Source organism: Halomonas sp. 3H, from assembly GCF_024206005.1.
GTDB classification, from domain to species: Bacteria; Pseudomonadota; Gammaproteobacteria; order Pseudomonadales; family Halomonadaceae; genus Halomonas; species Halomonas campaniensis.
This window is the reverse complement of sequence record NZ_CP100360.1, coordinates 277,984-300,483: the sequence shown is the minus strand read 5'-3', so window position 1 is coordinate 300,483 and position 22,500 is coordinate 277,984. Positions and strand designations below refer to the sequence as shown.

Here is a 22,500-nt window from a genome sequence, read left to right as displayed (position 1 = left end):
CTGGACAGCGGAAACCCTATATATACTTGGACAAGAAGGCTCCCCAAGTTTTGGGGAGCCTAGAAAATACGAACCAACAGTTAACTTAGAGTTCGAAAATAGCGCATTTATGAATTAAATATCCAACAACTTAGCATCAATATCTAAAAATCAGTTACTTTCCAGCTCAACCCAATAAAGTATATTCCCAAACCTTTTTACGCGATTAAAAGTAATCCCCTCATAGCTATCCCAGGATGAGAAGTTAATACCCCCAGCGCGAGTCACAGTACCTCCGGCGATGATTGATCCATAAAGGGTTGACGTGCCACTCTGAACAACATCGGCGTCAGACCAAAGAGCAACATACGAGTCATCATTACCCCTCATTTCAATATTTCCAACTGCAATCAATTGTGTATCGACAGAATCCGGCCCCTCAACTTCATCGTTATAGTCGCCCAAATCTGACCTTCCTCTGTGGATAATTTTACCCATAGAAAGCAAGGTTGCACCATTAAAGTTACCACTAACATCTAAATCTCGACCGTCACTGCAATAATATATCGCCCCAAACTGAGGACCTTCAAGATCTATATCGCAACTCATATAATCTGGATGTGTAAGCAAATCTACAATATACGGCTGATACTCTTCGCCTTCGATAATGGAATTAATTTTATCAATTGCAGGCTCTATGAACATACTATCAGCACCAGAAACAGCACACATGACAGAACCACACTCTCCCGTCTCGGCATCAACCACATCCAAATCCTTATCAGAAGTGGTTATTGTTCCAGTCGCTGTAATTGCACCCACCGCCTCACCATCAACATTATTGATAGTTAGGTTGGAATTTGTATGGATATTACCGTTTATAACATTTTGGCCCCTTAGAACAATATCACCATCAGCCTTAATTCCATAATATGTATCAGTACTTATCCCTTCGCCAGGCGGCTGCAAGTAGAGCTTAACAATGCGCGTAACAGGTGAAACATCTTCACCCATATCAATCTGGCCACGACTAAAACCTACTAACTGATCACCTTCGCACTCCATCCAGTAGACATATGAACCAGAGAGCGCGCCAGATGCAGAAAAAGTAACTTCTTGCTGCCCTGGAAGCGCAGCGCCTTCTGTCACTACCCCTCCTTCACATGTAACAGGATTATCTGGAGCATAAGTAGCTCTCAAGCTGCCCACAACATCACTTATCCCGGCTTCAGCTGCCTGGAATGCAGCTATCGAAAAGCGCTGGTTTGCAGACATGCGTTCTTCCATAACTGAAGTTCGATAGCTTGAAAGGCCTAGCAGCGTTGCGACAACCAAAAGCACGATCGCCACAATTAAAGCGGCACCGTTTTGGCATTTACAAGATCTCATATCCACCCCCCGTAGAAACCCTTATATATCACTCCCACTTATTAGCACCAACATTACGATTAGCGACATAGAATGTAAGTTCCTCATCAGGAAGCCTGCCTTGAGGATCTGTTAAGCTCAGCACTACTCTCAGCCCATAAAGACCAGGCAAAAAACTAAAACTCAAGCTGCTTGCAATTTCCCCGGAAACCAAAAGCTCAGGATCTACAGATACATCCTCTTCGCTACCAACTAACAGGCATAACGTCTCAGCATATATGCCTGAATCCCCACCACCACTAGGGCCAGCATCCATGTAATGATAAACTTTAGAGTACCCAGAAGAGCCTCCAGCGCACTCACTGGAACTTGTGAAACCAGCAAACTGTAGTATCAACTCCTGAGAATCAGAATTATAACTTAAGCTAGTGGCATTTCTCACATCAAAAACCAAAGAATCATAAAAATAACGCAGACTTTCTTGCCTGTCCGCTGAAGCTCTAACCCTATCATCAAGCCTGTTTATGGATATAAACAATTGAGTTGCCGCAAGAATAATCAGAAGACCGACAACTAGTGCAACCATAAGCTCTATTAGAGAAAAACCTTTTTCCCGGATATATCTCACAGGCAGCAAAGCTTCCTGCGATTCTCTAAAAGAGAAATTACGCTTCTTCATCATCAATATATCCCACATCAGGAACTTTTGCATGATAAAGCAATGCTCCAGCGCCTTCGGTTAAGAGCCTAGCCTCCTCCCACTCAACCAAAAGTGTATACACACATGGATCTGTGGAAGAATCTGAAACAGACAACCCTGGAAGAGAGCCGCCCCATGCATCAGTCCAACTTGTCGCAAAAATACCACCCGACGCTAATATTTCATTAACCGAATAACATGTCACAGAGCCATCTTCATCAGAAATTTTTGACAGTACCCTCAACCTTTCAACAGCATCTTGTGCCGCAATTGACGCAAGCGTATGAAAATAAGAAACCTGAGCTGCCTGCAAAGCCTTTAACTGCATTCCAGCAATAGCAATCAATCCAACGGCCAAAACCAGAAGTGCAATTAGAGCCTCTAGCAAAGTAAAACCATGCCCACGACTCTTGGGATACGCAAACATATTTTTTGAAATTTCAGACCTTACCATTTGAAATCAACCCCCATCTTCCGATGATGACAAAGGTTTACCAATCCTCCCCATCCTATTCACTTCTAAAAACAGGTCTTGAGAAATCTTGGGATGCGAGAATACAAATTCACACTTCGGGTCGCAACTTGATCTACCAAGTGCGTTAAAGGTAAGAGAGCCACCTTGAACATCAACGTTTCCACCATCTTCAGATGCCCGCCATATTACACCAAGGTCAGTAGTTTCTACCGCAACCTGCCAACCTGCCTCATCACTCCCCACCGTTACTGTAACATCTTCCCTATTCCTTACAGCCTCGCTTCGTGCATAATTTAGACCTGCAACGACCCCATTAAAGCTAGAAGACATGGAACTTCTAGCTAACAAAGTCGAGAAGTTAGGAAAAACAATTGTAGCCATAACGGACAAAACAGCCACAGTTACAAGAAGTTCTATGAGGGTAAACCCTGCACATGATTTTTTTTCCTTTGATTTACCAACAGCCTGAAGCATCTCTATCTCCAGATTGGTCTATCCAAAGGGTTTCACAATTGTCAGCGACATTAGCTGGAGATGCATTGGCTTCTAATCTGTATTGTGAGGCACGTGAACTGGCACCAGTAACAACATACCAGCCGCTTTCAGACTGTATCTCTTGCGAAACACCATCTGAGTCTCGCAAACCAAGATCAATGAAACATGCACCATAATCGGCTTTAGCCGTATAACATACCTCTAATTTAGAGGCTGTGTCCATCAAAATTGCTTTTCCATCAGAAACTCTTGCACGTTCAACATATCCGCGGTAACTAGGAATCGCAATCGACGCCAATATCCCGATCACAGCTACCGCAATCATCAGTTCGATGAGCGTAAAGCCGGCGCTGCGCCGGGTGCTTCCTGTGGGGCCCTGTGGCCTGCGTCGGGTGCTCGGATGGGTCACGCCGCGCCTCTCCTGCTTTCGTTACGTTTGGTTTCAGTATGTAGCACAGGCGGGCTTCCTGCTAGGGTTCGGAGTCAAGAATCTCACCCCGGGTGAATGGCCGCTCACCGGCCACCTCACGCCTCACCTGTCCCGGCGAAGCCTCGCCTGCCCTGCCAATACAATCACTTGGCGGCCACCGGTGGGGAAAACAGAGCCTATGCGCCTTTCCTTATGGAATATATGGATTCCAATTAATCACTTTTCATTATAACCAGGCTGCGATAGAACGTGCCCCACCTCCCCACCCCCTGATCGACAGGCATAAGACGACATGACTTCCAGGAAGGTACTGCCGCTTCTCCTGCTGGCGGGGCTGGCGCCTGCCCAGGCGCTGGCCACCAACGGCTACTTCTCCCACGGCTACGGCACCATCAACCAGGGCATGGCCGGTGCCGGCACCGCCCTGGCCCAGGACAGCATCGCCGCGGCCACCAACCCGGCCGGCATGGCCTTCGTGGGTGACCGCTTCGACATCGGCGCCGAGCTGTTCTCTCCCCATCGCGAGTATGCCGTGCAGGGTGGCGGCGAGCCGCAGCCCGGCGCCTTCTACCTGATGCCCGGCAGCCGCGAGAGCGAGAACCGCGCCTTCCTGATCCCCCACGCCGGCTACAACCGGCAGGTCAGCGAGACCCAGACCCTGGGCGTCTCGGTGTTCGCCAACGGCGGGATGAACACCGAGTATAGCGGACGCGACATGGGCACCTTCTTCGCCGGCAAGGCGGGCGTGAACCTGGAGCAGGCCTTCATCGCCCCCACCTGGACCTGGCGCTTTGCCGAACGGCACGCCATCGGCCTCTCGCCGGTGATCGCCTACCAGCGCTTCTCCGCCACGGGCCTTACCAGCCTTGCCGGCTTCTCGTCGGACCCGGCCGCGCTCTCCGACAACGGCACCGACGATGCCTGGGGCTACGGCCTCCAGCTCGGCTGGCAGGGCCAGCTGACCGACACCCTGCGGGGCGGCCTGAGCTGGCGAAAGGTGCTGAAGATGGAGGAGTTCGACGACTACCGCGGGCTCTTCGCCGAGCAGGGGGATTTCGACATCCCGCAGATGTTCCACGCCGGCCTGGCCTGGTCGGGGATCGAGGACCACTGGCTACTGCTGGACGTGCAGCATGTCCGCTATAGCGAGATCGCGAGCGTGGGCAACCCCTTCGCCTCCCCCGGCCGGCTGGGCGACGATGATGGCGCCGGCTTCGGCTGGGACGACATGACCGTGGTCAAGCTGGGCTGGCAGTGGCAGCAGACCCCGCAGCAGGCCTGGCGAGCCGGCGTGAGCTACGGCGAGCAGCCGATCCCCGACAGCGAGGTGCTGTTCAACATCCTCGCACCCGGGGTGCAGCAGTGGCATGTCACCGGCGGCTTCACCCGCGAGCTCACCAGCGGGCTGAGCGTCTCCGGCATGGCCTTCTACTCGCCGGAGGAGACGGTGCGCGGCGAGAACCCGCTGGGTCCGGGCCAGCAGATCGAGCTGAGCATGTACCAGCTGGGTGCGGCGGTGAGCCTGGGGTGGCGGTTCTGACCCGCCATCGCTGATCTACCATCGCTGCGCGATGGATCGCGCTGCAAGCAGCGCTCCTGCAGCAGCGGCCTCGGCACAGAGGGCCTCGACAAGAACGCCGCCGTCATGGCCATGACGGCGGCGTTCTCGTTCCGGCACTGCGGCACGGCTACTCGCTGACGATGACCCGCTCGCGCAGCTCCCGCGGCATGGAGAAGGTGATGGTCTCCGCGCGGCCATCGAGTTCCACCGGGGCGGCGGCGCCCAGCGCCTTGAGCCGATCGATCACGCCCTGCACCAGCACCTCGGGGGCGCTGGCGCCGGCGGTGACGCCGATGGCGCTAACGCCCTCGAGCCAAGTCGGGTCGACCTGCTCGGCGTTGTCGATCAGGTAGGCCGGGGTGCCCACCCGCTCGGAGAGCTCGCGCAGGCGGTTGGAGTTGGAGCTGTTGGGACTGCCCACCACCAGCACCAGGTCTGCGCCTTCGGCCAGCTCGCGCACGGCGTCCTGGCGGTTCTGGGTGGCGTAGCAGATGTCGTCCTTGCGCGGCCCCTCGATCTCCGGGAACTTGGCGCGCAGGGCGTCGATCACCCGGGCGGTGTCGTCCATGGAGAGCGTCGTCTGGGTGACGAAGGCGAGCCGGCTCGGGTCCTTCACCTCCAGCCGGGCGACGTCCGCCTCGTCCTCCACCAGGTAGATGGCGCCGCCGTGGGAGGTGTCGTAGCGCCCCATGGTGCCCTCCACCTCGGGGTGACCCTCGTGGCCGATCAGGATGCACTCCTGGCCGCGCTTGGCATAGCGCAGCACCTCCAGGTGCACCTTGGTGACCAGCGGGCAGGTGGCGTCGAACACCTTGAGGCCGCGGCGATCGGCCTCCTCCTGCACGGCGCGGGAAACGCCGTGGGCGGAGAAGATCACGATGACGTCGTCGGGCACCTCGTGGAGCTCCTCGACGAAGATGGCGCCGCGGCTGCGCAGGGTATCCACCACGAAGCGGTTGTGGACCACCTCGTGGCGCACGTAGATCGGCGGGCCGAAAGTGTCCAGCGCCCGGTTGACGATCTCGATGGCGCGGTCGACGCCGGCGCAGAAGCCGCGGGGGTTGGCCAGCCTGATCTGCAAAGAGTTAGCTTGCATGGTTGCCTTGCCTTGATGCCGCAGCATCGTTGCATTGGGTAAATCGTGAGACACCGCTATCGCGCTGCAAGCAGCGCTCCTACACAACAGAACCTCGGCCATCCGCCAGACAATGTAGGAGCTTTGCTTGCAAAGCGATGGGGTCAATGCCTCGTGGCGGGCTTCACGTCCAGCACTTCCACCTCGAAGGTCAGGGTACGCCCTGCCAGCGGGTGGTTGAAGTCCACGTCGACCATCTCGCCGTCGATGGCGCTGATCACCCCGGGCAGCTCGCCGCCGGAGGGGTCGGCGAAGGACATCACGGTGCCCACCTCCAGTGCCTCGTCGCCGAAGTCGTCGCGCTTGAGGCGCTGGATGTTCTGGGGATTGTGCTGGCCGAAGGCGTGCTCCGGGGTGATCTCGAAGCTGCCGCTCTCGCCGGCGGTGAGGCCCTTCATGGGGTGCTCGAAGCCGGGCGGCAGGTTGCCGTCGCCCACCTGGAAGGTGGCCGGGGCCTTGTCGCGGGTGGAGTCCACCACGGTGCCGTCTTCCAGCTTGAGGGTGAAGTGCAGGGTCACTTCCATGCCCTCGTCGACGCGGTACTGCTCGCTGTTCTGGTCAGTCATGGTATCTAGGGCTCGGTAAAGATGATTAAGTTCGCTGGCCTCGCTGAGGCCGGGCGACACCGCCGGGGCGCCTGACGGGGCCGGTCGCGCAGCGGAGCTGCCCTCCTACAATTCAGTCGTCAGCTTCGTTGCCGGGCGCGGCGCTTCTCGCCGAACACCGATTCCCAGATCATGCCGACGGCGCCCAGGGTGATGCCGATGTCCGCCACGTTGAAGGCCGGGTAGTACCAGCCGGCGACGTGGAAGGAGAGGAAGTCCACCACGTAGCCGTGCACCAGGCGGTCATAGAGGTTGCCGAGCGCCCCGCCGATGATGGCCGCCAGCGACACCGCCAGCAGGGTCTCGTCGCGCTTGAGCCGGCTCAGCCAGATGGTCAGGCCGACGCTGGCCCCCACCGCGATGGCGGCGAAGAACCAGCGCTGCCAGCCGGGGTGGTTGGCCAGGAAACTGAAGGCGGCGCCGGTGTTGTGCAGCAGCGTCAGGTTGAAGAACGGCAGCACCTCCACCGGCCGGGCGTACTCCAGCCAGGCGCTGGCGGCGTACTTGGTGGCCAGGTCCAGCACGATGATCGCCAGCGCCAGCCACAGCCAGCGCAGCGGGCGCTGCATGGGCGCTCTCTCCGTTTCTGGCTCGGCGCCCAGTCTCTCTCGCTTCTCGCTTCCAGGCATGCTGCCCACCTCACGCATAGTGGCGGTGCTCGCCGGGGCCGTCCGGCAGGTTGCTCACGCAGCGCCCGCACAGGTCATCATGGCCCTCGTGGTGACCCACGTCCTCGCGGTGGTGCCAGCAGCGCTCGCACTTCCGGTGGGCGCTGGCGGCCACGGCCACCTTCAGGCCGGCGAGCTCGGTGGCCTCGGCGCTCTCTCCTTCGGGCTTTGCAGCCTCGGCGAGCGGCCTGACGGTCACCTCGCTGGTCAGCATCACGAAGCGCAGCTCGTCGCCCAGCTTGGCCAGCGTCGCCTGCAGGGCGTCGTCCACGTAGAGGGTGACCTCGGCGGCCAGGCTGCCCTTGATGGTCTTGGCGTTGCGGGCGTCCTCCAGGCACTTGTTGACGGCCTGCTTGACCTCCAGCACCCGCTCCCAGAAGTCGCGGCCCAGCTCGGCGCCATCGTCCAGGGTGGAGAGGCCGATGTAGTACTCCTCGAGCAGCACGCTGTCGCCGCGCTGGCCGGGGATGTTCTCGAAGATCTCCTCGGCGGTGAAGCTGAGGATCGGCGCCACCCAGCGGGAGAGCGCCTCCACCACGTGGTAGAGGGCGGTCTGGGCGCTGCGCCGGGCCAGGGAGTCGGCCTGGGTGGTGTACTGGCGATCCTTGATCACGTCCAGGTAGAAGCCGCCCAGCTCCCGGGCGCAGAAGCCGTGCACCTGCTGGTAGACGTCCAGGAAGCGATACTCCTGGTAGGCGGTCTCGATGCGCCCCTGCAGCTGGGCCGCGCGGTCGACCACCCACTGGTCCAGGGCCAGCATCTCGTCGAAGGCCACGGCGTCGCGGCTCGGCTCGAAGCCGTTGAGGTTGGCGAGCAGGAAGCGCGCGGTGTTGCGGATGCGGCGGTAGACGTCGGCGGTGCGCTTGAGGATCTCGTCGGAGACCGCCATCTCGTGGCCGTAGTCGGTGGAGGCGACCCACAGGCGCAGGATGTCGGCGCCGAGTTTGTCCATCACCTCCTGGGGGGCCACCACGTTGCCCATGGACTTGGACATCTTGCGGCCCTGGGCGTCCACGGTGAAGCCGTGGGTGAGCAGGCCGCGGTAAGGCGGGTGGCCGTCGATGGCGCAGCCGGTCAGCAGCGAGGAGTGGAACCAGCCGCGGTGCTGGTCGGAGCCCTCCAGGTAGAGGTCGGCCACCGGGCCGCTCTCGTGGCCGTGGGGGTGGGAGCCGCGCAGCACGTGGCGGTGGGTGGTGCCGGAGTCGAACCAGACGTCCAGGGTGTCGGTGACCTTGTCATAGTCGGCGGCCTCCTCGCCCAGCAGCTCGGCGGGGTCGAGGCGGAACCAGGCGTCGATGCCCTCCTTCTCGACGCGCTGGGCGGCCTCCTCCATCAGCTCCAGGGTGCGCGGGTGCAGCTCGCCGGTGGCCTTGTGCAGGAAGAACGGGATCGGCACGCCCCAGTTGCGCTGGCGGGAGATGCACCAGTCCGGGCGGTTGGCGATCATGCTGTGCAGGCGCGCCTGGCCCCAGGCCGGGGTGAAGGTGGTCGCCTCGATGCCTTCCAGGGCGCGCTCGCGCAGGGTCTTGCCGTCACGGCCCTGCACGTCCATGCCCACGAACCACTGGGCGGTGGCGCGGTAGATCACCGGGGTCTTGTGGCGCCAGCAGTGCATGTAGCTGTGGGTGATCGGCTCGTGGTGCATCAGCGCCCCGACCTCGCGCAGCTTCTCGACGATCTGCGGGTTGGCCTTCCAGATCATCTGGCCGCCGAAGAAGGGCAGGTCGTCGGCATAGACGCCGTTGCCCTGCACCGGGCTCAGGATCTCCTCGAAGGCCATGCCGTGCTCGCGGCAGGTGATGAAGTCATCCATGCCGTAGGCGGGGGCAGAGTGGACGATACCGGTGCTGCCCACCTCGGCCTCGACGTAGTCGGCGAGATACACCGGCGACAGGCGATCGTAGAGCGGGTGGCGGAAGCGGATGCCGTCGAAGGCCTCACCGGGGGCGGTGGCGATCACCTCGCCCGTGAGGCCGAAGCGCGCCAGGCAGGACTCGACCAGCTCCTCCACCAGCACCAGCAGCCGCTCGCCGGTATCCACCAGGGCGTAGGTGAACTCGGGGTGCATGTTGAGCGCCTGGTTGGCCGGGACCGTCCAGGGGGTGGTGGTCCAGATCACCACGGCGGCCGGCTTGGCCAGCGCTTCCAGGCCGAAGGCCGCAGCCAGGCGGTCGGCGTCCTCCACCGGGAAGGCCACGTCGATGGCGTCGGACTGCTTGTCGGCGTACTCCACCTCGGCCTCGGCCAGGGCGGAGCCGCAGTCGAAGCACCAGTTGACGGGCTTCAGGCCCTTGAACACGTAGCCCGCCGCGACCATGTCGGCAAGTGCCCGGATCTCGCCCGCCTCGTTGGCGTAGTCCATGGAGCGGTAGGGGTTGGCCCAGTCGCCGATCACGCCCAGGCGCACGAAGTCGGCCAGCTGGCCCTGGATCTGCTCGCCGGCGTACTCGCGGCACAGCGCCCGGGCGCGCTCGGCCTCGAGGTGCTTGCCGTGGGTGGTCTCGACCTTGTGCTCGATGGGCAGGCCGTGGCAGTCCCAGCCGGGCACATAGGGGGCGTCGAAGCCGGCCAGGTTCTTCGACTTGACGATGATGTCCTTGAGGATCTTGTTGACGGCGTGACCGATGTGGATGCTGCCGTTGGCGTAGGGAGGGCCGTCGTGCAGCACGAACAGCGGCTTGCCCCGGCGCTCCTCGCGCAGGCGGTAGTAGAGGTCCAGGCGGTCCCACTGGGCCAGCCGCTCGGGCTCGCGCTTGGGCAGCATGCCGCGCATGGGGAAGTCGGTTTCTGGCAGGTTCAGAGTGTGCTTGTAGTCGCTCATATCCTGGGGGTCAGCCGTCGTCGTGGTCGGCGGGCGCACCCGCCGAGGAATCGGAAGTCACGGCCTCGCGCGCCAGCGGCGCCGATGCCAGAGGAAGAGAATCGTCGTTATTGAAGGTGGGACGCTGAGAAAAATAGGCGCGGGCGCGGCGCTGGTCGGCCCCGATCTGCTGCTTGAGGGCATCGAAGTGCTCGAACTTCACCTCGCCGCGCAGCTTGGCGCAGGGGAACACCGCCAGCCGCCGGCCGTAGAGGTCGCCGTCGAAGTCGAACAGGTGCACCTCGAGCACCGGCCGGGTGCTGCCCACCGTGGGGCGCCAGCCGATGTTGGCCACGCCGGGCAGGCGCCGGCCGTCGGGCAGCTCGCTGACCACCGCATAGACCCCCTGCAGGGCCAGGGAGCGCACCGGCTGGGGCAGGTTGGCGGTGGGCACGCCGATGGTGCGGCCGAGCTTCTGGTCGGCCACCACGCGGCCCTCCAGGCGATAGGGGCGCCCCATCAGGCGGGCCGCGGCGGCGAAGTTGCCGCTGGCCAGCAGGGTACGGATGCGGGTGCTGGAGACCCGGTCGTCGTCGATGGTGAAGGTGCGGGTATGCTCGACGCCGAAGCCGCGGGTCTCGCCCACCTCGGTGAGCAGGTGGAAGTCGCCGCGGCGATCGCAGCCGAAGCGGAAGTCGTCCCCCACCACCAGGTGGCGCACGCCCAGGCCGTCGATCAGCACCTTCTCGATGAAGGCCTCGGCGGTGAGGCCGCGCAGCGCGTCGTTGAAGGGCAGGCAGAGCACCCGCTCGACGCCCGCCTCGCCCAGCAGGCGCACCTTCTCGCGCAGCCGGGTCAGCCGCGGTGGCGCCTGGTCGCCGGCAAAGAACTCCCGGGGCTGCGGCTCGAAGACCACCACGGTCACCGGCAGCTGGAGCTTGGCGGCCTGCTCGCGACACTGCTCGAGGATCGCCTGATGGCCGCGGTGTACGCCATCGAAGTTGCCGATGGTGGCCACGCAGCCGCGGTGCTCGTCGCGCAGGTTGTGCAGTCCTCGGATCACTTGCATGGCGTTGCTCGAGCCCCGCTGCCTTGGTGTATGGAGAAAGGTGAGTGGCGAAAGGATGGTCATAAAGTGGGCGATTATACCGGACAGCTGGCCCCTTGACAGCCGGGCCGGGCGACGGCAAAGCCAGGTTGATTGGGGCTGACCTGGCGACAGGCTTTCGAGGAGGCGCTGTAAATACTTCCCTGTACGCTACCGACGCCCTGCGGCGCTCTCGCGTCCCGCTCCGCTTGCAGGTCCGGTGCTGGCCATCCATGGCCAGCCCGTTCAGAGCCATGCTCCTCACCCCTGGCGTAGGACCTCCTCTTTAGCCTGTCCCCAGCGCCCCTCGCCACGTGGGGCCACGGAGGTACTCAGCTCTTCATCCGGAAGTGCCGCAGGCGCACTCCGGTGGCGGCGAGCCAGGCGAAGTAGCCCCCCGCGCCGGCCACCACCAGCGCCGCCAGCCAGGCGACCCGCGTCCAGACGTCCCAGCCCAGCCACGCCTGCCAGTCGGGCGAGCTCACCCACAGGCCGACTCCCATCACCGCGCAGCCGCCCAGCAGCTGCACCGCGTAGCGGCCCCAGCCGGGCTGGAACACCAGCACTCGCTCCTTGTGGAGCAGCCAGCCCAGCAGGCCGGCATTCAGGAAGGCCGAGAGCGCCGTGGCCAGGGCCAAGCCGGCGTGAGCCAGCGGCCAGATCAGGATCAGGTTGAAGACCATGTTGGCGACCATGGCGATGATGCCGATCTTCACCGGGGTCTTGGTGTTCTGGCGGGCGAAGAAGCCCGGCGCCAGCACCTTGATCAGCATGAAGGCCACCAGGCCGAAGGCATACGCCCTCAGGCTCATGGCCGCCATGGCGATGTCGTGCTCGGTCATGGCGCCGTAGTGGAACAGCGAGATCAGCAGCGGCTCGGCCAGGATCGCCAGCGCCAGGGCCGCCGGCAGGCCCAGCAGCAGCACGGCGCGGATCGCCCAATCGAGCATCGCGCTGAAGTGCTGGCCGGACTGCTCGGCGTGGCGCTTGGAGAGCGCCGGCAGGATCACCGTGCCGATGGCGATGCCGAACACCCCCAGCGGCAGTTCCACCAGGCGGTCGGAGTAGTAGAGCCAGGAGACGCTGCCCGGCGCCAGCAGCGAGGCGAGGATGGTGTCGAGCAGCAGGTTGATCTGCGACACCGAGACGCCGAACAGCGCGGGCGCCATCAGCACCATGATCTGCTTCACCCCGGGGTGGACGAAGCTAGGCCAGGGCCGCGGCATCAGCCCCAGCCGCACCAGGAAGGGCACCTGGAAGGCGAGCTGGGCCACGCCGGCGATCAGCACCCCCCAGGCCAGCGCCATGGCCGGCTCGCTCATCAGCGGGGTGAGCAGCAGTGCGGCGCCGATCAGCGAGAGGTTGAGCAGCACCGGGGTGAAGGCCGGGACGGCGAAGCGGTTCCAGGTGTTGAGCACGCTGCCGGCGAAGGCCGTCAGCGAGATCAGCAGCAGGTAGGGGAAGGTGAGCCGCAGCATGTCGGCGGTGAGCGCCAGCTTGGCCGGGTCGCGGCCGAAGCCGGGGGCGAAGACCCACACCAGCCAGGGGGCGGCCAGCATGAACACGGCGGTAAGCAGCGCCAGCACCGCCGTGAGGCTGCCCGCCACCGCGTCGAGCAGCTCGCGTACCTCGCGCTTGCTGCCACGAGTGGCGTATTCCGAGAGCACCGGCACGAAGGCCTGGTTGAAGGCCCCCTCGGCGAACAGCCGGCGCATGAAGTTGGGGATCTTGAAGGCGACGAAGAAGGCGTCCGCGCCGCTGCCGGCGCCGAACAGGGCGGCGATGACCACATCGCGCACCAGCCCCATCACCCGCGAGAGCATGGTCATCACGCTGACCACCAGCCCCGAGCGCATCAGGCCGCCGGCCTTGGGGGCCACCACCTTGTCGTGCTCGTCCACCGGCGTGGGTGGCGACTGCTCGCGATCCGTCACGTTCGGGCTCCTTGGCGGGCGTCAGGGGAACGGCAGCCACAAAAAAACCGGCCGCAGCCGGTTTTCTTGCGGGAGCGACGGACCTTGCCGGCGCGTCACTCCGTTGGCATCCGGTCTGCTCAGGCAGCCAGCGCCTTGATGCGCTTGTTCAGGCGGCTCTTCAGGCGGGCGGCCTTCTTCTTGGAGAGCACGTCCTTGTCGGCAATGCGGTCGATGACCGGCTGCGCCTTCTGGAACGCGGTCATCGCCTCGGCGTGGTCGCCGCCGTTGATGGCCTTGATCACGCGCTTGATGTAGGTGCGGACCATGCTGCGCTGGCTGGCCTTCAGGACACGACGGCCTTCGGCCTGGCGGGCGCGCTTGCGGGCTTGCTTGCTGTTTGCCACTGAACTGTCTCCTTGGAGATTCTGTCGTCATCGCCCTCGGCGATGGCTTCGATAACGTATTGATCCGGCAGGAAGGCGCGAGCCTTTCCGCCGGCTTGGCCATCTGGCCGACCGCTTGACATCAGCGATCGTTCACGGGCCGTGTCTGAGAGGATGGCGTATCCTATCACAGCCCGCGCCGCGCTTGCTATAGCGCGGGCGTCACAACACCACCAGGTTGTCGCGGTGGATCAGCTCCGGGGCCTCCATGAAGCCCAGGACCGCCTCGATCTGGTGGCTCGGCTTGCCGAGGATCTGGGCGGTGTCCGCCGCGCCATAGTTGACCAGCCCCTTGGCCACCCGGTGTCCCTGTTCGTCCACGCAGAGCACCATGTCGCCGCGGCGGAACTCGCCCGCCACCGCCTTGACGCCCACCGCCAGCAGGCTGGAGCCGCTGCCGCGCAGCACCTTCACCGCCCCGGCGTCCAGGGTCAGGGTGCCGCGCACCTGCAGCTGGCCGGCCAGCCAGCGCTTGCGCGCCGCCATGGGCGCCTGGTCCGGGCGCAGCAGCGTGCCCAGCCGCTCGCCGGCCATCAGCCGGGTCAGCACCTCGGGCTGGCGGCCGCCGGCGATGGCGGTGAAGGCGCCGGAGCGCGCCGCCAGGTGGGCCGCCCGCAGCTTGGTGGCCATGCCGCCGCGGCCGAGCGCCCCGCCGCCGCCGGCCACCGCCGCCAGCGCCGGGTCGTCGGCGCGCCCTTCGCTGATCAGCCGCGCCTCGGGGTTGCCGCGCGGGTCGGCGTCGAACAGCCCCTCCTGGTCGGTGAGGATCACCAGCGCCTCGGCCTCCAGCAGGTTGGCCACCAGGGCGCCCAGGGTGTCGTTGTCGCCGAAGCGGATCTCGTCGGTGACCACGGTATCGTTCTCGTTGATCACCGGCACCACCCGCAGGTCCACCAGGGTGCGCAGCGCCGAGCGGGCGTTGAGGTAGCGCTTGCGGTTGGAAAGGTCGTCGTGGGTCAGCAGCACCTGGGCGGTGAGCAGGCCGTGGCGGGCGAAGTGCCCCTCGTAGCACTCGGTGAGGCCGTTCTGCCCCACCGCGGCGGCGGCCTGGAGCTCGTGCACCGCCGAGGGGCGCGCCTGCCAGCCGAGGCGCACCATGCCGGCCGCCACCGCGCCGGAGGAGACCAGCACCACCTCGATGCCGCGCTTGTGCAGGGCGGCGATCTGGTCGACCCAGCCGCCGATCGCCGCCTCGTCGAGGCCGCGACCGTCGTTGGTCAGCAGCGCGCTGCCGATCTTCACCACCACCCGGCGGGCGCCGACCAGCGCCTCGCGGCCTGCCACCTGCTCGTTGCCTTCCACTTGGTTGTCCAAGGCCATCAACCTCTAGCTCATAGACACTGCGCGAGCGCAGCCGGTTTGTCCTTCAGGGCGCGTATTCGACCTCGACGTCGAAGTCATCATCATCGAAGTCGTCGTCATCCTCGTCGTCACGCTTGCGCTTACGACCCAGGCGCGCCTCGGTGCGGGCCACCGCTTCCTCTTCCATGCGCTGGCGCATCTCGCGGGCGCGCTCGGCGGCCTCCTCGTCCTCGTTCTCGAGCTGGCGCTGCTCGGTGAGCCAGCGGTGGGCGGCCTGCACCAGGGCAAGGGTGCCGTCGGCGGAGATCGCCGAGATGCGGAACACCGGCCCCTCCCAGCCGAGGCGGCGCACGATCTCGTCGGCCTTCGCCTCGCGCTCCTCCGGGGGGAGCAGGTCGAGCTTGTTGAGCACCAGCCAGCGCGGCAACTCGGCCAGCGCCGGGGAGAACTCGCCCAGCTCGTGGACGATCGCCTCGGCCGCCTCCACCGGGTCGGACTCGTCGAAGGGCGCCACGTCGACCACGTGGAACAGCAGCCGGGTGCGGGTCAGGTGCTTGAGGAAGCGCAGCCCCAGACCGGCCCCGTCCGAGGCGCCCTCGATCAGGCCCGGCACGTCGGCCATCACGAAGTGCTCGTGCATGCCGAGCTTCACCACGCCCAGGTTGGGCACCAGGGTGGTGAAGGGGTAGTTGGCCACCTTGGGCTTGGCCGCGGAGACGGCGCGGATCAGCGTCGACTTGCCGGCATTGGGCATGCCCAGCAGGCCCACGTCGGCCATCACCTTCATCTCCAGGCGCAGGTTGCGCCGCTCGCCCTCGGTGCCCGGGGTGGTGCGCCGCGGCGCCCGGTTGGTGGAGGACTTGAAGTGGATGTTGCCCAGCCCCCGGCGCCCGCCGTGGGCCACCAGTACCACCTGGCCGATCTCGGTGACGTCGGCGATCACCTCCAGGGTGTCCTCGTCGATCACCGTGGTGCCCACCGGCACCTTGACGTGCAGGTCCTCGCCGGCGCGACCACTCATCTGGCGGCCCATGCCGGGCTGGCCGTTCTGGGCCTTGTAGAAGCGCTGGTACTTGAAGTCGATCAGGGTGTTGAGGGCATCGTCACCGATCAGGTAGACGCTGCCGCCGTGGCCGCCATCGCCGCCATCGGGGCCGCCCCTGGGCACGTACTTCTCGCGGCGGAAGCTGAGGCAGCCGTTGCCCCCCTTGCCGGCCTCCACGATGATCGAGGCTTCGTCGACGAACTGCATCTGTCACTCTCCCGGCGGCTCATACCGCCATGATACAAGAAGGCCCCGCCGTGGCGGGGCCTTCCTGCGGCAAGGGTCAGGCGTCTCAGGCAGAGACGACGCTGACGAACTTGCGGTTCTTCGGACCCTTGGTCTCGAACTTGATCACACCGTCGTTCAGGGCGAACAGGGTGTGGTCGCGGCCGAGGCCGACGCCGGTGCCGGCGTGGAACTTGGTGCCGCGCTGGCGCACGATGATGTTGCCGGCGGTGACGGCCTGGCCACCGTAGAGCTTGACGCCAAGGCGCTTGGATTCGGAATCGCGACCGTTACGCGTGGAGCCGGCTGCCTTCTTATGTGCCATGAAAATATCCTCCGTTCAGGGGATGGACCGCTTAGGCGGAGATCCCGGTGATCTTGACTTCAGTGAACCACTGGCGGTGGCCCTGACGCTTCATGTGGTGCTTGCGGCGGCGGAACTTGATGATGGTGACCTTGTCGCCACGGCCGTGGGAGACGACCTCGGCAGAGACCTTGGCACCGTCCACCAGCGGAGCGCCGACCTTGATGTCGTCGTCGCTGCCGACCAGCAGCACCTCGTCGAAGTCGATGGACTCGCCGGTCGGGACTTCGATCTTCTCGAGCTTGAGGGTCTGGCCTTCCTGAACGCGGTACTGCTTGCCACCGCTCTTGATAACTGCGTACATGCTTCTCTCTCCAGGACTCATCGGGGTTGGCTCTTCATCGGCCTGCTTCGAGTGGCGCCCCTTCCGGCAGCCATCTGACAGGGAGCGAGATGAGTGGGCCGCGCATTATAGCGACACCCGACCCGCCAGACAACCCGCGTACGCGCCGAGACGTCATCGGGCCGGCCGGCCTTTTCCGGGGCGCGGGCAGCGGCGAGCGGCTTGCCTTGACGCCCTCATGGGGGCCCCATAGCATGACCGGCAACCCAAGGCCAGCGGGGTGATGCGCCCCGGCCCCCACCTACTCGTCGATGTCACCCACATGCCAGCCAACGCCTCGTCCCCCGCCAGTGCCGCCGCCCCCTCGCCGATCCATGCCGTCGTGGCCGACGACTTCGCCGCCGTCAACCGCACCATCATGGCCCAGCTCAGCTCGCGGATCCCGCTGGTGGAGACCATCGGCCAGTACATCATCGCCAGCGGCGGCAAGCGCCTGCGCCCCCTGCTGGTGCTGCTGGCGGCCCGCGCGCTGGGCTACCAGGGGGACCGCCACGTGACGCTGGCCACCCTAATCGAGTTCATGCATACCTCGACCCTGCTGCATGACGATGTGGTCGACGAGTCGCACCTGCGTCGCGGCAAGGCCACCGCCAACGACGCCTGGGGCAATGCCCCTTCGGTGCTGGTGGGCGACTTCCTCTACTCGCGCTCCTTCCAGATGATGGTCGAGGTGGGCTCCATGCGGATCATGGACGTGCTCTCCGCGGCCACCTGCACCATCGCCGAGGGCGAGGTGCAGCAGCTCACCAACGTCGGCAACCCCGACACCGACGAGGCCGCCTATTTCGAGACCATCCAGGGCAAGACGGCGATGCTCTTCGAGGCGGCCAGCCACAGCGGCGCCATCCTCGCCGAGGCGACCCCGGAGCAGGAGGCGGCGCTGCAGTACTATGGCCGCTACCTGGGCCTCGCCTTCCAGCTGATCGACGACCTGCTCGACTACCAGGGCGATGCAGACGCCATGGGCAAGAACGTCGGCGACGACCTGGCCGAGGGCAAGCCCACCCTGCCGCTGATCCAGGCCATGGCCACCGGCACCCCGGAGCAGGCCGCCCTGATCCGCCAGGCGATCCGCCAGGGCGGCCTCGACCACCTCGATGAGGTGCTCGAGATCGTCCACGCCACCGGCGCCCTGGCCTATACCCGCGCCCGCGCCGAGGAGATGGCCGACCTGGCCCTCGCGCAGCTCGAGGCCCTGCCGGCCAGCCCCTTCCGTGACAGCATGGCCGACCTGGCCCGCCTGGCGGTGGATCGCCAGGCATGACGACGGGGCGCGTCACGCGGGGCTTGCAAAGCCCGCGGCGGTGAGTATAATGCCGCCCTGTTGAGACGCCAGCTCAACGCGTCGGAGTATAGCTCAGCTTGGTAGAGCGCTGCCTTCGGGAGGCAGAGGTCGTAGGTTCGAATCCTGCTACTCCGACCAACGAATTCAAGGCCCTGCGGTTACCCGCAGGGCCTTTTTCGTGCTCGCCGAACAACCGGCCGCCCGGGGGCCGACGCCCCCTGCGGCCATCGCTTGATCAGGTTACGGTGATGACGGTGCAGCTCGCGATATGGCTGATCTTGTGGGAGACGCTGCCGAACACCATCCCGCGCATGTCGCTGACCCCGCGGCTGCCCATGACGATGGCATCGGCGCCGAGGCTCTCGGCCTCCTTGTTGATCAGGTCGGCCGGGCGCCCCTGCCGCGTCACCTCCTTGACCTCGATGCCGGCGAGGTCGACCGCGGCGAGCGCCTTCTCGATGACCTTGTGGGCCTCCTGCTTCATGCCCTCGGCGAGCTTCTCGCGCTCCACCTCGGAGAAGGGCTCGGCGGTGCCGCCGGTGAACAGGCCGATGTTGTCGGGGGGAAACTCGGCCACGGTCATCAGGTGGAGCGTCGCGGAGGAGGCGCGGGCCAGCTGCGCGGCGACACCCAGCGCCTTCTCGGCATGGGCGGAGCCGTCGACGGGAACCAGGATGGTCTTGAACATGGGAGGACTGTCCTTCTTGTCTGCCTTGGAAGCGGGACGCGAGGGCCCCTCTGCTTCCAGCCTAGACGCTCGCCGCCGTTCGGCAATGTCCTGGATCAAGCCGCCCAGCCGAAACCCAGGATCGGCATCGCCAGGGCGAACACCACCAGGGTGATGACCCCCAGCGCGGCGACACTGACCAGGGCCCCGGCACGCATCATCTCGGCCACGCTGATCCGCCCGCTTCCGAACACCACCGCATTCGGCGGCGTGGCCACCGGCAGCATGAAGGCGCAGCTCGCGGCCATGGCCACCGGTACCGAGAGCAGCAGCGGGCTGGCGCCCAGGCTGACGGTGAGCGAGGCGGTCAGCGGCAGGATCGCCGCGGCGGTGGCGGTGTTGCTGGTCACGTGGCTCATCAGCATCACCACCAGCGCCACCATGCCCACCAGCCCCCAGGTGGGCCAGCTGCCGAAGGCACCGAGCCCCTCGGCCACCTCCGCGGCCAGGCCGCTCTCCTCGATGGCGGTGCCGAGGCTGAGCCCGCCCCCCACCATGATCAGCACGCCCCAGGGCAGGTGCCTGGCGCTATCCCAGTCCATCAGGAACTGTCGCTGGCGCCAGCGGGCCGGCACCACGAAGAGCAGCAGCGCCCCGACCATGGCGATGCCCGCGTCGCTGAGCCCCACGCCCAGGGCCCGCTCCAGCAGCGGCCGGGTGACCCAGGCCAGCGCCACCAGGGCAAAGATCGCCGCGACGCGCTGCTCCGGCCGGGTCATGCGACCGAGGTCCCGGGCCTGGTCGGCGAGCAGCTGGGCCACCCCCGGCACCTCGTCGCGCGCCACCGGATAGACCCAGCGGGTCAGCAGCCACCAGCCCAGCGCCAGCAGCAGCAGCGAGGGCGGCACCGCTACCGCCATCCACTGGGCGAAGCCGATCTCGATGCCGTAGCTGTCGCCCATGAAGCCCGCCAGCAGCGCGTTGGGGGGCGTGCCGATGAGGGTCCCCATGCCGCCGATGTTGGCGGCCAGGGCGATGCCCAGCAGCAGGGTCAGCGCCGTGTGGCGGCTCGCCCCCGAGCCACCCTGGCGCTCCAGCATGGCCAGCACAGAGAGGCCGATGGGCACCATCAGCGCCGCGGTGGCGGTATTGCTGACCCACATGCTCAGCGCCGCGGTGGCGATCATGAAGCCCCCCACCAGCCGGTCCGGGCGGCTGCCCGAGACCCGCAGCACCAGCATGGCGATGCGCCGGTGCAGGCCCCAGCGCTGGATCGCCTCGGCCAGCAGGAAGCCACCGAGGAAGAGGAAGATCAGCGGGTTGGCATAGGGCACGGCCACCTCGTTGATGGTGCCCACGCCGAGCAGCGGCAGCACCGCCACCGGCAGCAGCGCGGTGACGGCGATCGGCACCGGCTCCAGCACCCACCAGGTGGCCATCCAAGCGGTCAGCGCCACCACCTGCCAGGCGGCCGGGGGCATGTCCGCCGGCGCCTCCATCAGCAGCAGCCCCAGGGCGGCCAGCGGCCCCAGGAAGAGGCCCAGGGTGACCTTGGCCCGGCGGACCCGCTCCTGGCGCGCCTCGCCGTCCGACGCCGCCTCGTCACGGCCGGCGGGGGATGTCGAATCGGTCATGGAGCCTCCTTCTGCTCTCGGGATCGAGTGGGCTAGAGCCAGCGCTCCAGGCGCAGGGTCCGGCTCAGCCAGGCATTGAAGTGCCGCCAGGCGCTGCCCGGCTCGCGTTCGAGCCATACCGGCCGATCATCGACCTGGGTCAGCCAGCCCAGCCGCCCCTGGTCATCCAGAAGCACCGCATAGCTGAGCGCGGGGCTCGCACCGCCCTCCACCAGGACCTCGAAGTCGTCTACCAGGCCGCGGCTCACGGCCAGCACGCCCACCTCGCTGTTCCACCAGACCGAGCGCGGGTCGGCGTTGGCCGAGCCCACGAAGACCCGCTCGCCATCCACGGCCAGGGCCTTGATGTGCAGGGTCGAGGCGGAGGTGCCGGGCACCCCGATGGCGTCCTCTTCGCCGCCCTCATGCTCGGCGCGCAGCTCGAACAGCGCCACCCCGCTCGCCACCAGGGCGGCGCGGTGGGGCGCGTAGACGCCGTGGGCGACAGGCACGTCGGTGGCCTCCAGGGAGTTGGTGACCACCACCACCCTGACGCCCGACTCGGCCAGCGCCTGCAGCAGCCGACTGCCGGCCGCCGTGGGCACCAGGTAGGCCGAGACCAGACTGAGGCTCTCCTCGGGCTCGGCACGCGCCCAGAGCTGGCCGGCCATGGTCGTCGCCAGCGGCGGGCGCCCCCGCCAGGCCGGCTTGCCGGGCGGATCCCACAGCGCCTCGGCCTCGCCCCAGCGCAGCTCGTCGACCAGGCGGTCGCGGTCGCGCTCCTCCTGCCGCTGGCGCAGGGCGGCGAAATAGTCGGAATCGGCCTCCTCGCGCAGCCCGGCGTCCAGCGCTCCCTTCAGCGCCTGCCAGGCGTCAGGTTCGGCGCCATGGTAGCGGCCGATCGGCTGGGCGAGGCCATGGTTCCAGTAGAGGTCGAAGCTCATCGACAGCGGCGCCACCACCGGCCCCAGCGTCAGCAGGTCGAGGTCGGCGAAATTGCGCGGCTCGCTGGCACTGTAGTACTCGTCACCCAGGTTGCGGCCGCCGACGATGGCCAGGGCGTTGTCGGCGATCCACAGCTTGTTGTGCATCCGCCGGTGCTGGCGTCCCAGCACCGGCAGGGAGGCCAGCACCCGGGTCGCCAGACTGCCCCGCCCCACGGGCAGCGGGTGGTAGACCCGCACCTGGATGTTGGGATGGCTGTCCAGGGCCGCCAGCCGGTCACCCTGGCCCACGGCGCCGAAGTCGTCGAGCAGCAGGCGGACCTCGACGCCGCGCTCCGCGGCCTCGAGCACCCGCAACAGCAGCACCCGGGTGGTGAGACCATCGCCCATCAGGTAGGTCTGGATGTCCAGGCGACGCTCGGCGCGCAGCGTCAGCAGCGCCCGCAACGCGAAGGCGTCCCGGCCGTCGGCCAGCAGGGTGAAGCCGCTCAGGCCCGGGTGGTCCGCCGCCTGCCGGGTGGTCCACTCCCCCAGCGCAGTGTCGGCGACCTCCCAGGGGGGCAGCGCGAAGGAGTGCTCCCGAGGCAGCGGGGCGGCGGCGCAGCCGGCCAGCAGCAGGCAGGCCAGCGCCAGCAGCCAGCCGCCCCGGCGGGCCGGCGAGGGGCCCGCGGCGTCAGGCGTCGTCATCATCGTCGAGCCGCCGCGCCAGCGCCTTGCGCGCCCGGTTGCGCCGGTAGAGGCGCACCAGCGCGATCCACAGCGCGGCCGTCACCATGGCCGCCAGGGTCCAGCCCTGCCAGGGTCGCGCGGCATCGCCCAGCACGGTCTCCAGGGTGATGATCAGGATCAGGCCCAGCGCCTGGCTGGCGATGGCCAGGGCACGCAGGGTGTCGAAGGCAGGCTTGGCCATGGGGGCTCCCGCAGGATGACAGCCATGCCTACCGGCAGTAGGCTTGGCAGGAACAGGTTGCACGGATTCGGGCCGGTCGTGCCCGGGAGCCCAAGTGTACCCGGTCGCGCGCCGGGCGCCGACCCCGCTGCGCCAGCCAA

At 65.6% G+C, this 22,500-nt stretch carries 22 protein-coding genes and 1 tRNA gene; 3 read left to right on the top strand and 20 right to left on the bottom strand.

Annotated elements, in window-relative coordinates; translation table 11 throughout:
* Positions 1–150: 150 nt before the first annotated feature.
* The 5 genes from NFC98_RS01515 to NFC98_RS17955 are packed head-to-tail and all read right to left on the bottom strand — an operon-like array spanning position 151 to position 3,426.
* Positions 151–1,368, bottom strand: a complete 1,218-nt coding sequence (locus NFC98_RS01515) for a PilX N-terminal domain-containing pilus assembly protein (RefSeq protein ID WP_254276451.1) — start codon at positions 1,366–1,368, stop codon at positions 151–153.
* A gap of 28 nt (positions 1,369–1,396) precedes the next feature.
* The gene (locus NFC98_RS01510; protein ID WP_254276450.1) at positions 1,397–2,059 is read right to left on the bottom strand and encodes a PilW family protein; all 663 of its coding nucleotides are present in this window, start codon (positions 2,057–2,059) and stop codon (positions 1,397–1,399) included.
* Positions 2,013–2,501: a type IV pilus modification protein PilV gene (pilV, locus tag NFC98_RS01505; RefSeq protein WP_254276449.1), complete on the bottom strand. Its 489-nt coding sequence runs from the start codon at positions 2,499–2,501 to the stop codon at positions 2,013–2,015. The genes NFC98_RS01510 and pilV overlap by 47 nt, the downstream gene beginning before the upstream one ends.
* Positions 2,502–2,507: 6 nt before the next feature.
* Positions 2,508–2,996: a GspH/FimT family pseudopilin gene (locus NFC98_RS01500; protein WP_254276448.1), complete on the bottom strand. Its 489-nt coding sequence runs from the start codon at positions 2,994–2,996 to the stop codon at positions 2,508–2,510.
* Positions 2,977–3,426, bottom strand: a complete 450-nt coding sequence (locus tag NFC98_RS17955) for a type IV pilin protein (RefSeq protein ID WP_302055088.1) — start codon at positions 3,424–3,426, stop codon at positions 2,977–2,979. Before NFC98_RS17955 ends, NFC98_RS01500 begins: the two co-directional genes overlap by 20 nt.
* Before the next feature lie 313 nt (positions 3,427–3,739).
* Here NFC98_RS17955 and NFC98_RS01485 point away from each other — a divergent pair, with 313 nt between their 5' ends.
* On the top strand, positions 3,740–4,987 hold the full coding sequence (locus NFC98_RS01485; RefSeq protein ID WP_254276447.1) for an OmpP1/FadL family transporter: 1,248 nt from the start codon (positions 3,740–3,742) through the stop codon (positions 4,985–4,987).
* A gap of 148 nt (positions 4,988–5,135) precedes the next feature.
* On the opposite strand, the gene ispH is transcribed toward NFC98_RS01485, so the two are convergent.
* From ispH to rplU, 11 genes are all read right to left on the bottom strand, one after another.
* Positions 5,136–6,104 (bottom strand): 4-hydroxy-3-methylbut-2-enyl diphosphate reductase, encoded by a 969-nt coding sequence (ispH, locus tag NFC98_RS01480; RefSeq protein ID WP_254276446.1) that lies wholly within the window; start codon positions 6,102–6,104, stop codon positions 5,136–5,138.
* A gap of 143 nt (positions 6,105–6,247) precedes the next feature.
* Positions 6,248–6,709, bottom strand: coding sequence for an FKBP-type peptidyl-prolyl cis-trans isomerase (gene fkpB / locus NFC98_RS01475; protein WP_254276445.1), 462 nt, complete (start codon positions 6,707–6,709; stop codon positions 6,248–6,250).
* A gap of 119 nt (positions 6,710–6,828) precedes the next feature.
* Positions 6,829–7,317, bottom strand: coding sequence for a signal peptidase II (lspA, locus tag NFC98_RS01470; protein WP_254276444.1), 489 nt, complete (start codon positions 7,315–7,317; stop codon positions 6,829–6,831).
* Between the two features lie 70 nt (positions 7,318–7,387).
* Complete coding sequence (gene ileS / locus NFC98_RS01465) at positions 7,388–10,237, bottom strand: isoleucine--tRNA ligase (RefSeq protein WP_254276443.1); 2,850 nt, start codon at positions 10,235–10,237, stop codon at positions 7,388–7,390.
* 10 nt (positions 10,238–10,247) lie between these two features.
* Complete coding sequence (gene ribF, locus NFC98_RS01460; RefSeq protein ID WP_254276442.1) at positions 10,248–11,285, bottom strand: bifunctional riboflavin kinase/FAD synthetase; 1,038 nt, start codon at positions 11,283–11,285, stop codon at positions 10,248–10,250.
* Between the two features lie 350 nt (positions 11,286–11,635).
* Positions 11,636–13,159, bottom strand: coding sequence for a murein biosynthesis integral membrane protein MurJ (gene murJ / locus NFC98_RS01455; protein WP_254277757.1), 1,524 nt, complete (start codon positions 13,157–13,159; stop codon positions 11,636–11,638).
* A 197-nt stretch (positions 13,160–13,356) separates the two neighbouring features.
* Positions 13,357–13,623, bottom strand: coding sequence for a 30S ribosomal protein S20 (rpsT, locus tag NFC98_RS01450; protein ID WP_102626712.1), 267 nt, complete (start codon positions 13,621–13,623; stop codon positions 13,357–13,359).
* Positions 13,624–13,824: 201 nt separating this feature from the next.
* Positions 13,825–14,982, bottom strand: a complete 1,158-nt coding sequence (proB, locus tag NFC98_RS01445) for a glutamate 5-kinase (RefSeq protein WP_254276441.1) — start codon at positions 14,980–14,982, stop codon at positions 13,825–13,827.
* 46 nt (positions 14,983–15,028) lie between these two features.
* Complete coding sequence (gene cgtA / locus NFC98_RS01440; protein ID WP_254276440.1) at positions 15,029–16,216, bottom strand: Obg family GTPase CgtA; 1,188 nt, start codon at positions 16,214–16,216, stop codon at positions 15,029–15,031.
* Between the two features lie 85 nt (positions 16,217–16,301).
* Entirely contained in the window at positions 16,302–16,559 is a 258-nt protein-coding gene (gene rpmA, locus NFC98_RS01435) for a 50S ribosomal protein L27 (protein ID WP_102626715.1), read from the bottom strand.
* A 31-nt stretch (positions 16,560–16,590) separates the two neighbouring features.
* A complete protein-coding gene (gene rplU / locus NFC98_RS01430) occupies positions 16,591–16,902 on the bottom strand; it encodes a 50S ribosomal protein L21 (RefSeq protein ID WP_183332852.1) in 312 nt (103 codons plus the stop codon).
* A gap of 301 nt (positions 16,903–17,203) precedes the next feature.
* Between rplU and ispB the strand changes: the two genes are divergently transcribed.
* Both ispB and NFC98_RS01420 read left to right on the top strand, forming a co-directional pair.
* Positions 17,204–18,205, top strand: a complete 1,002-nt coding sequence (ispB, locus tag NFC98_RS01425; RefSeq protein ID WP_254276439.1) for an octaprenyl diphosphate synthase — start codon at positions 17,204–17,206, stop codon at positions 18,203–18,205.
* A gap of 82 nt (positions 18,206–18,287) precedes the next feature.
* Positions 18,288–18,364, top strand: a tRNA-Pro gene (locus NFC98_RS01420).
* Between the two features lie 97 nt (positions 18,365–18,461).
* On the opposite strand, the gene NFC98_RS01415 is transcribed toward NFC98_RS01420, so the two are convergent.
* The 4 genes from NFC98_RS01415 to NFC98_RS01400 form a co-directional block, all read right to left on the bottom strand.
* Positions 18,462–18,914, bottom strand: a complete 453-nt coding sequence (locus NFC98_RS01415) for a universal stress protein (protein ID WP_254276438.1) — start codon at positions 18,912–18,914, stop codon at positions 18,462–18,464.
* Positions 18,915–19,009: 95 nt separating this feature from the next.
* On the bottom strand, positions 19,010–20,527 hold the full coding sequence (locus tag NFC98_RS01410; protein ID WP_254276437.1) for a DASS family sodium-coupled anion symporter: 1,518 nt from the start codon (positions 20,525–20,527) through the stop codon (positions 19,010–19,012).
* Between the two features lie 32 nt (positions 20,528–20,559).
* Positions 20,560–22,140, bottom strand: coding sequence for a phospholipase D family protein (locus NFC98_RS01405; RefSeq protein ID WP_254276436.1), 1,581 nt, complete (start codon positions 22,138–22,140; stop codon positions 20,560–20,562).
* On the bottom strand, positions 22,124–22,360 hold the full coding sequence (locus NFC98_RS01400) for a hypothetical protein (protein WP_183332862.1): 237 nt from the start codon (positions 22,358–22,360) through the stop codon (positions 22,124–22,126). Before NFC98_RS01400 ends, NFC98_RS01405 begins: the two co-directional genes overlap by 17 nt.
* Between the last annotated feature and the right edge of the window lie 140 nt (positions 22,361–22,500).

Bases quoted from the DNA above. Each gene is read 5' to 3' on its own strand.
- NFC98_RS01515 (WP_254276451.1), bottom strand. From the start codon at position 1,368: ATGAGATCTTGTAAATGCCAAAACGGTGCCGCTTTAATTGTGGCGATC.
- NFC98_RS01510 (WP_254276450.1), bottom strand. From the start codon at position 2,059: ATGCAAAAGTTCCTGATGTGGGATATATTGATGATGAAGAAGCGTAAT.
- pilV (WP_254276449.1), bottom strand. From the start codon at position 2,501: ATGGTAAGGTCTGAAATTTCAAAAAATATGTTTGCGTATCCCAAGAGT.
- NFC98_RS01500 (WP_254276448.1), bottom strand. From the start codon at position 2,996: ATGCTTCAGGCTGTTGGTAAATCAAAGGAAAAAAAATCATGTGCAGGG.
- NFC98_RS01485 (WP_254276447.1), top strand. From the start codon at position 3,740: ATGACTTCCAGGAAGGTACTGCCGCTTCTCCTGCTGGCGGGGCTGGCG.
- ispH (WP_254276446.1), bottom strand. From the start codon at position 6,104: ATGCAAGCTAACTCTTTGCAGATCAGGCTGGCCAACCCCCGCGGCTTC.
- fkpB (WP_254276445.1), bottom strand. From the start codon at position 6,709: ATGACTGACCAGAACAGCGAGCAGTACCGCGTCGACGAGGGCATGGAA.
- lspA (WP_254276444.1), bottom strand. From the start codon at position 7,317: ATGCAGCGCCCGCTGCGCTGGCTGTGGCTGGCGCTGGCGATCATCGTG.
- ileS (WP_254276443.1), bottom strand. From the start codon at position 10,237: ATGAGCGACTACAAGCACACTCTGAACCTGCCAGAAACCGACTTCCCC.
- ribF (WP_254276442.1), bottom strand. From the start codon at position 11,285: ATGCAAGTGATCCGAGGACTGCACAACCTGCGCGACGAGCACCGCGGC.
- murJ (WP_254277757.1), bottom strand. From the start codon at position 13,159: ATGCGCTCGGGGCTGGTGGTCAGCGTGATGACCATGCTCTCGCGGGTG.
- proB (WP_254276441.1), bottom strand. From the start codon at position 14,982: ATGGCCTTGGACAACCAAGTGGAAGGCAACGAGCAGGTGGCAGGCCGC.
- cgtA (WP_254276440.1), bottom strand. From the start codon at position 16,216: ATGCAGTTCGTCGACGAAGCCTCGATCATCGTGGAGGCCGGCAAGGGG.
- rpmA (WP_102626715.1), bottom strand. From the start codon at position 16,559: ATGGCACATAAGAAGGCAGCCGGCTCCACGCGTAACGGTCGCGATTCC.
- rplU (WP_183332852.1), bottom strand. From the start codon at position 16,902: ATGTACGCAGTTATCAAGAGCGGTGGCAAGCAGTACCGCGTTCAGGAA.
- ispB (WP_254276439.1), top strand. From the start codon at position 17,204: ATGCCAGCCAACGCCTCGTCCCCCGCCAGTGCCGCCGCCCCCTCGCCG.
- NFC98_RS01415 (WP_254276438.1), bottom strand. From the start codon at position 18,914: ATGTTCAAGACCATCCTGGTTCCCGTCGACGGCTCCGCCCATGCCGAG.
- NFC98_RS01410 (WP_254276437.1), bottom strand. From the start codon at position 20,527: ATGACCGATTCGACATCCCCCGCCGGCCGTGACGAGGCGGCGTCGGAC.
- NFC98_RS01405 (WP_254276436.1), bottom strand. From the start codon at position 22,140: ATGATGACGACGCCTGACGCCGCGGGCCCCTCGCCGGCCCGCCGGGGC.
- NFC98_RS01400 (WP_183332862.1), bottom strand. From the start codon at position 22,360: ATGGCCAAGCCTGCCTTCGACACCCTGCGTGCCCTGGCCATCGCCAGC.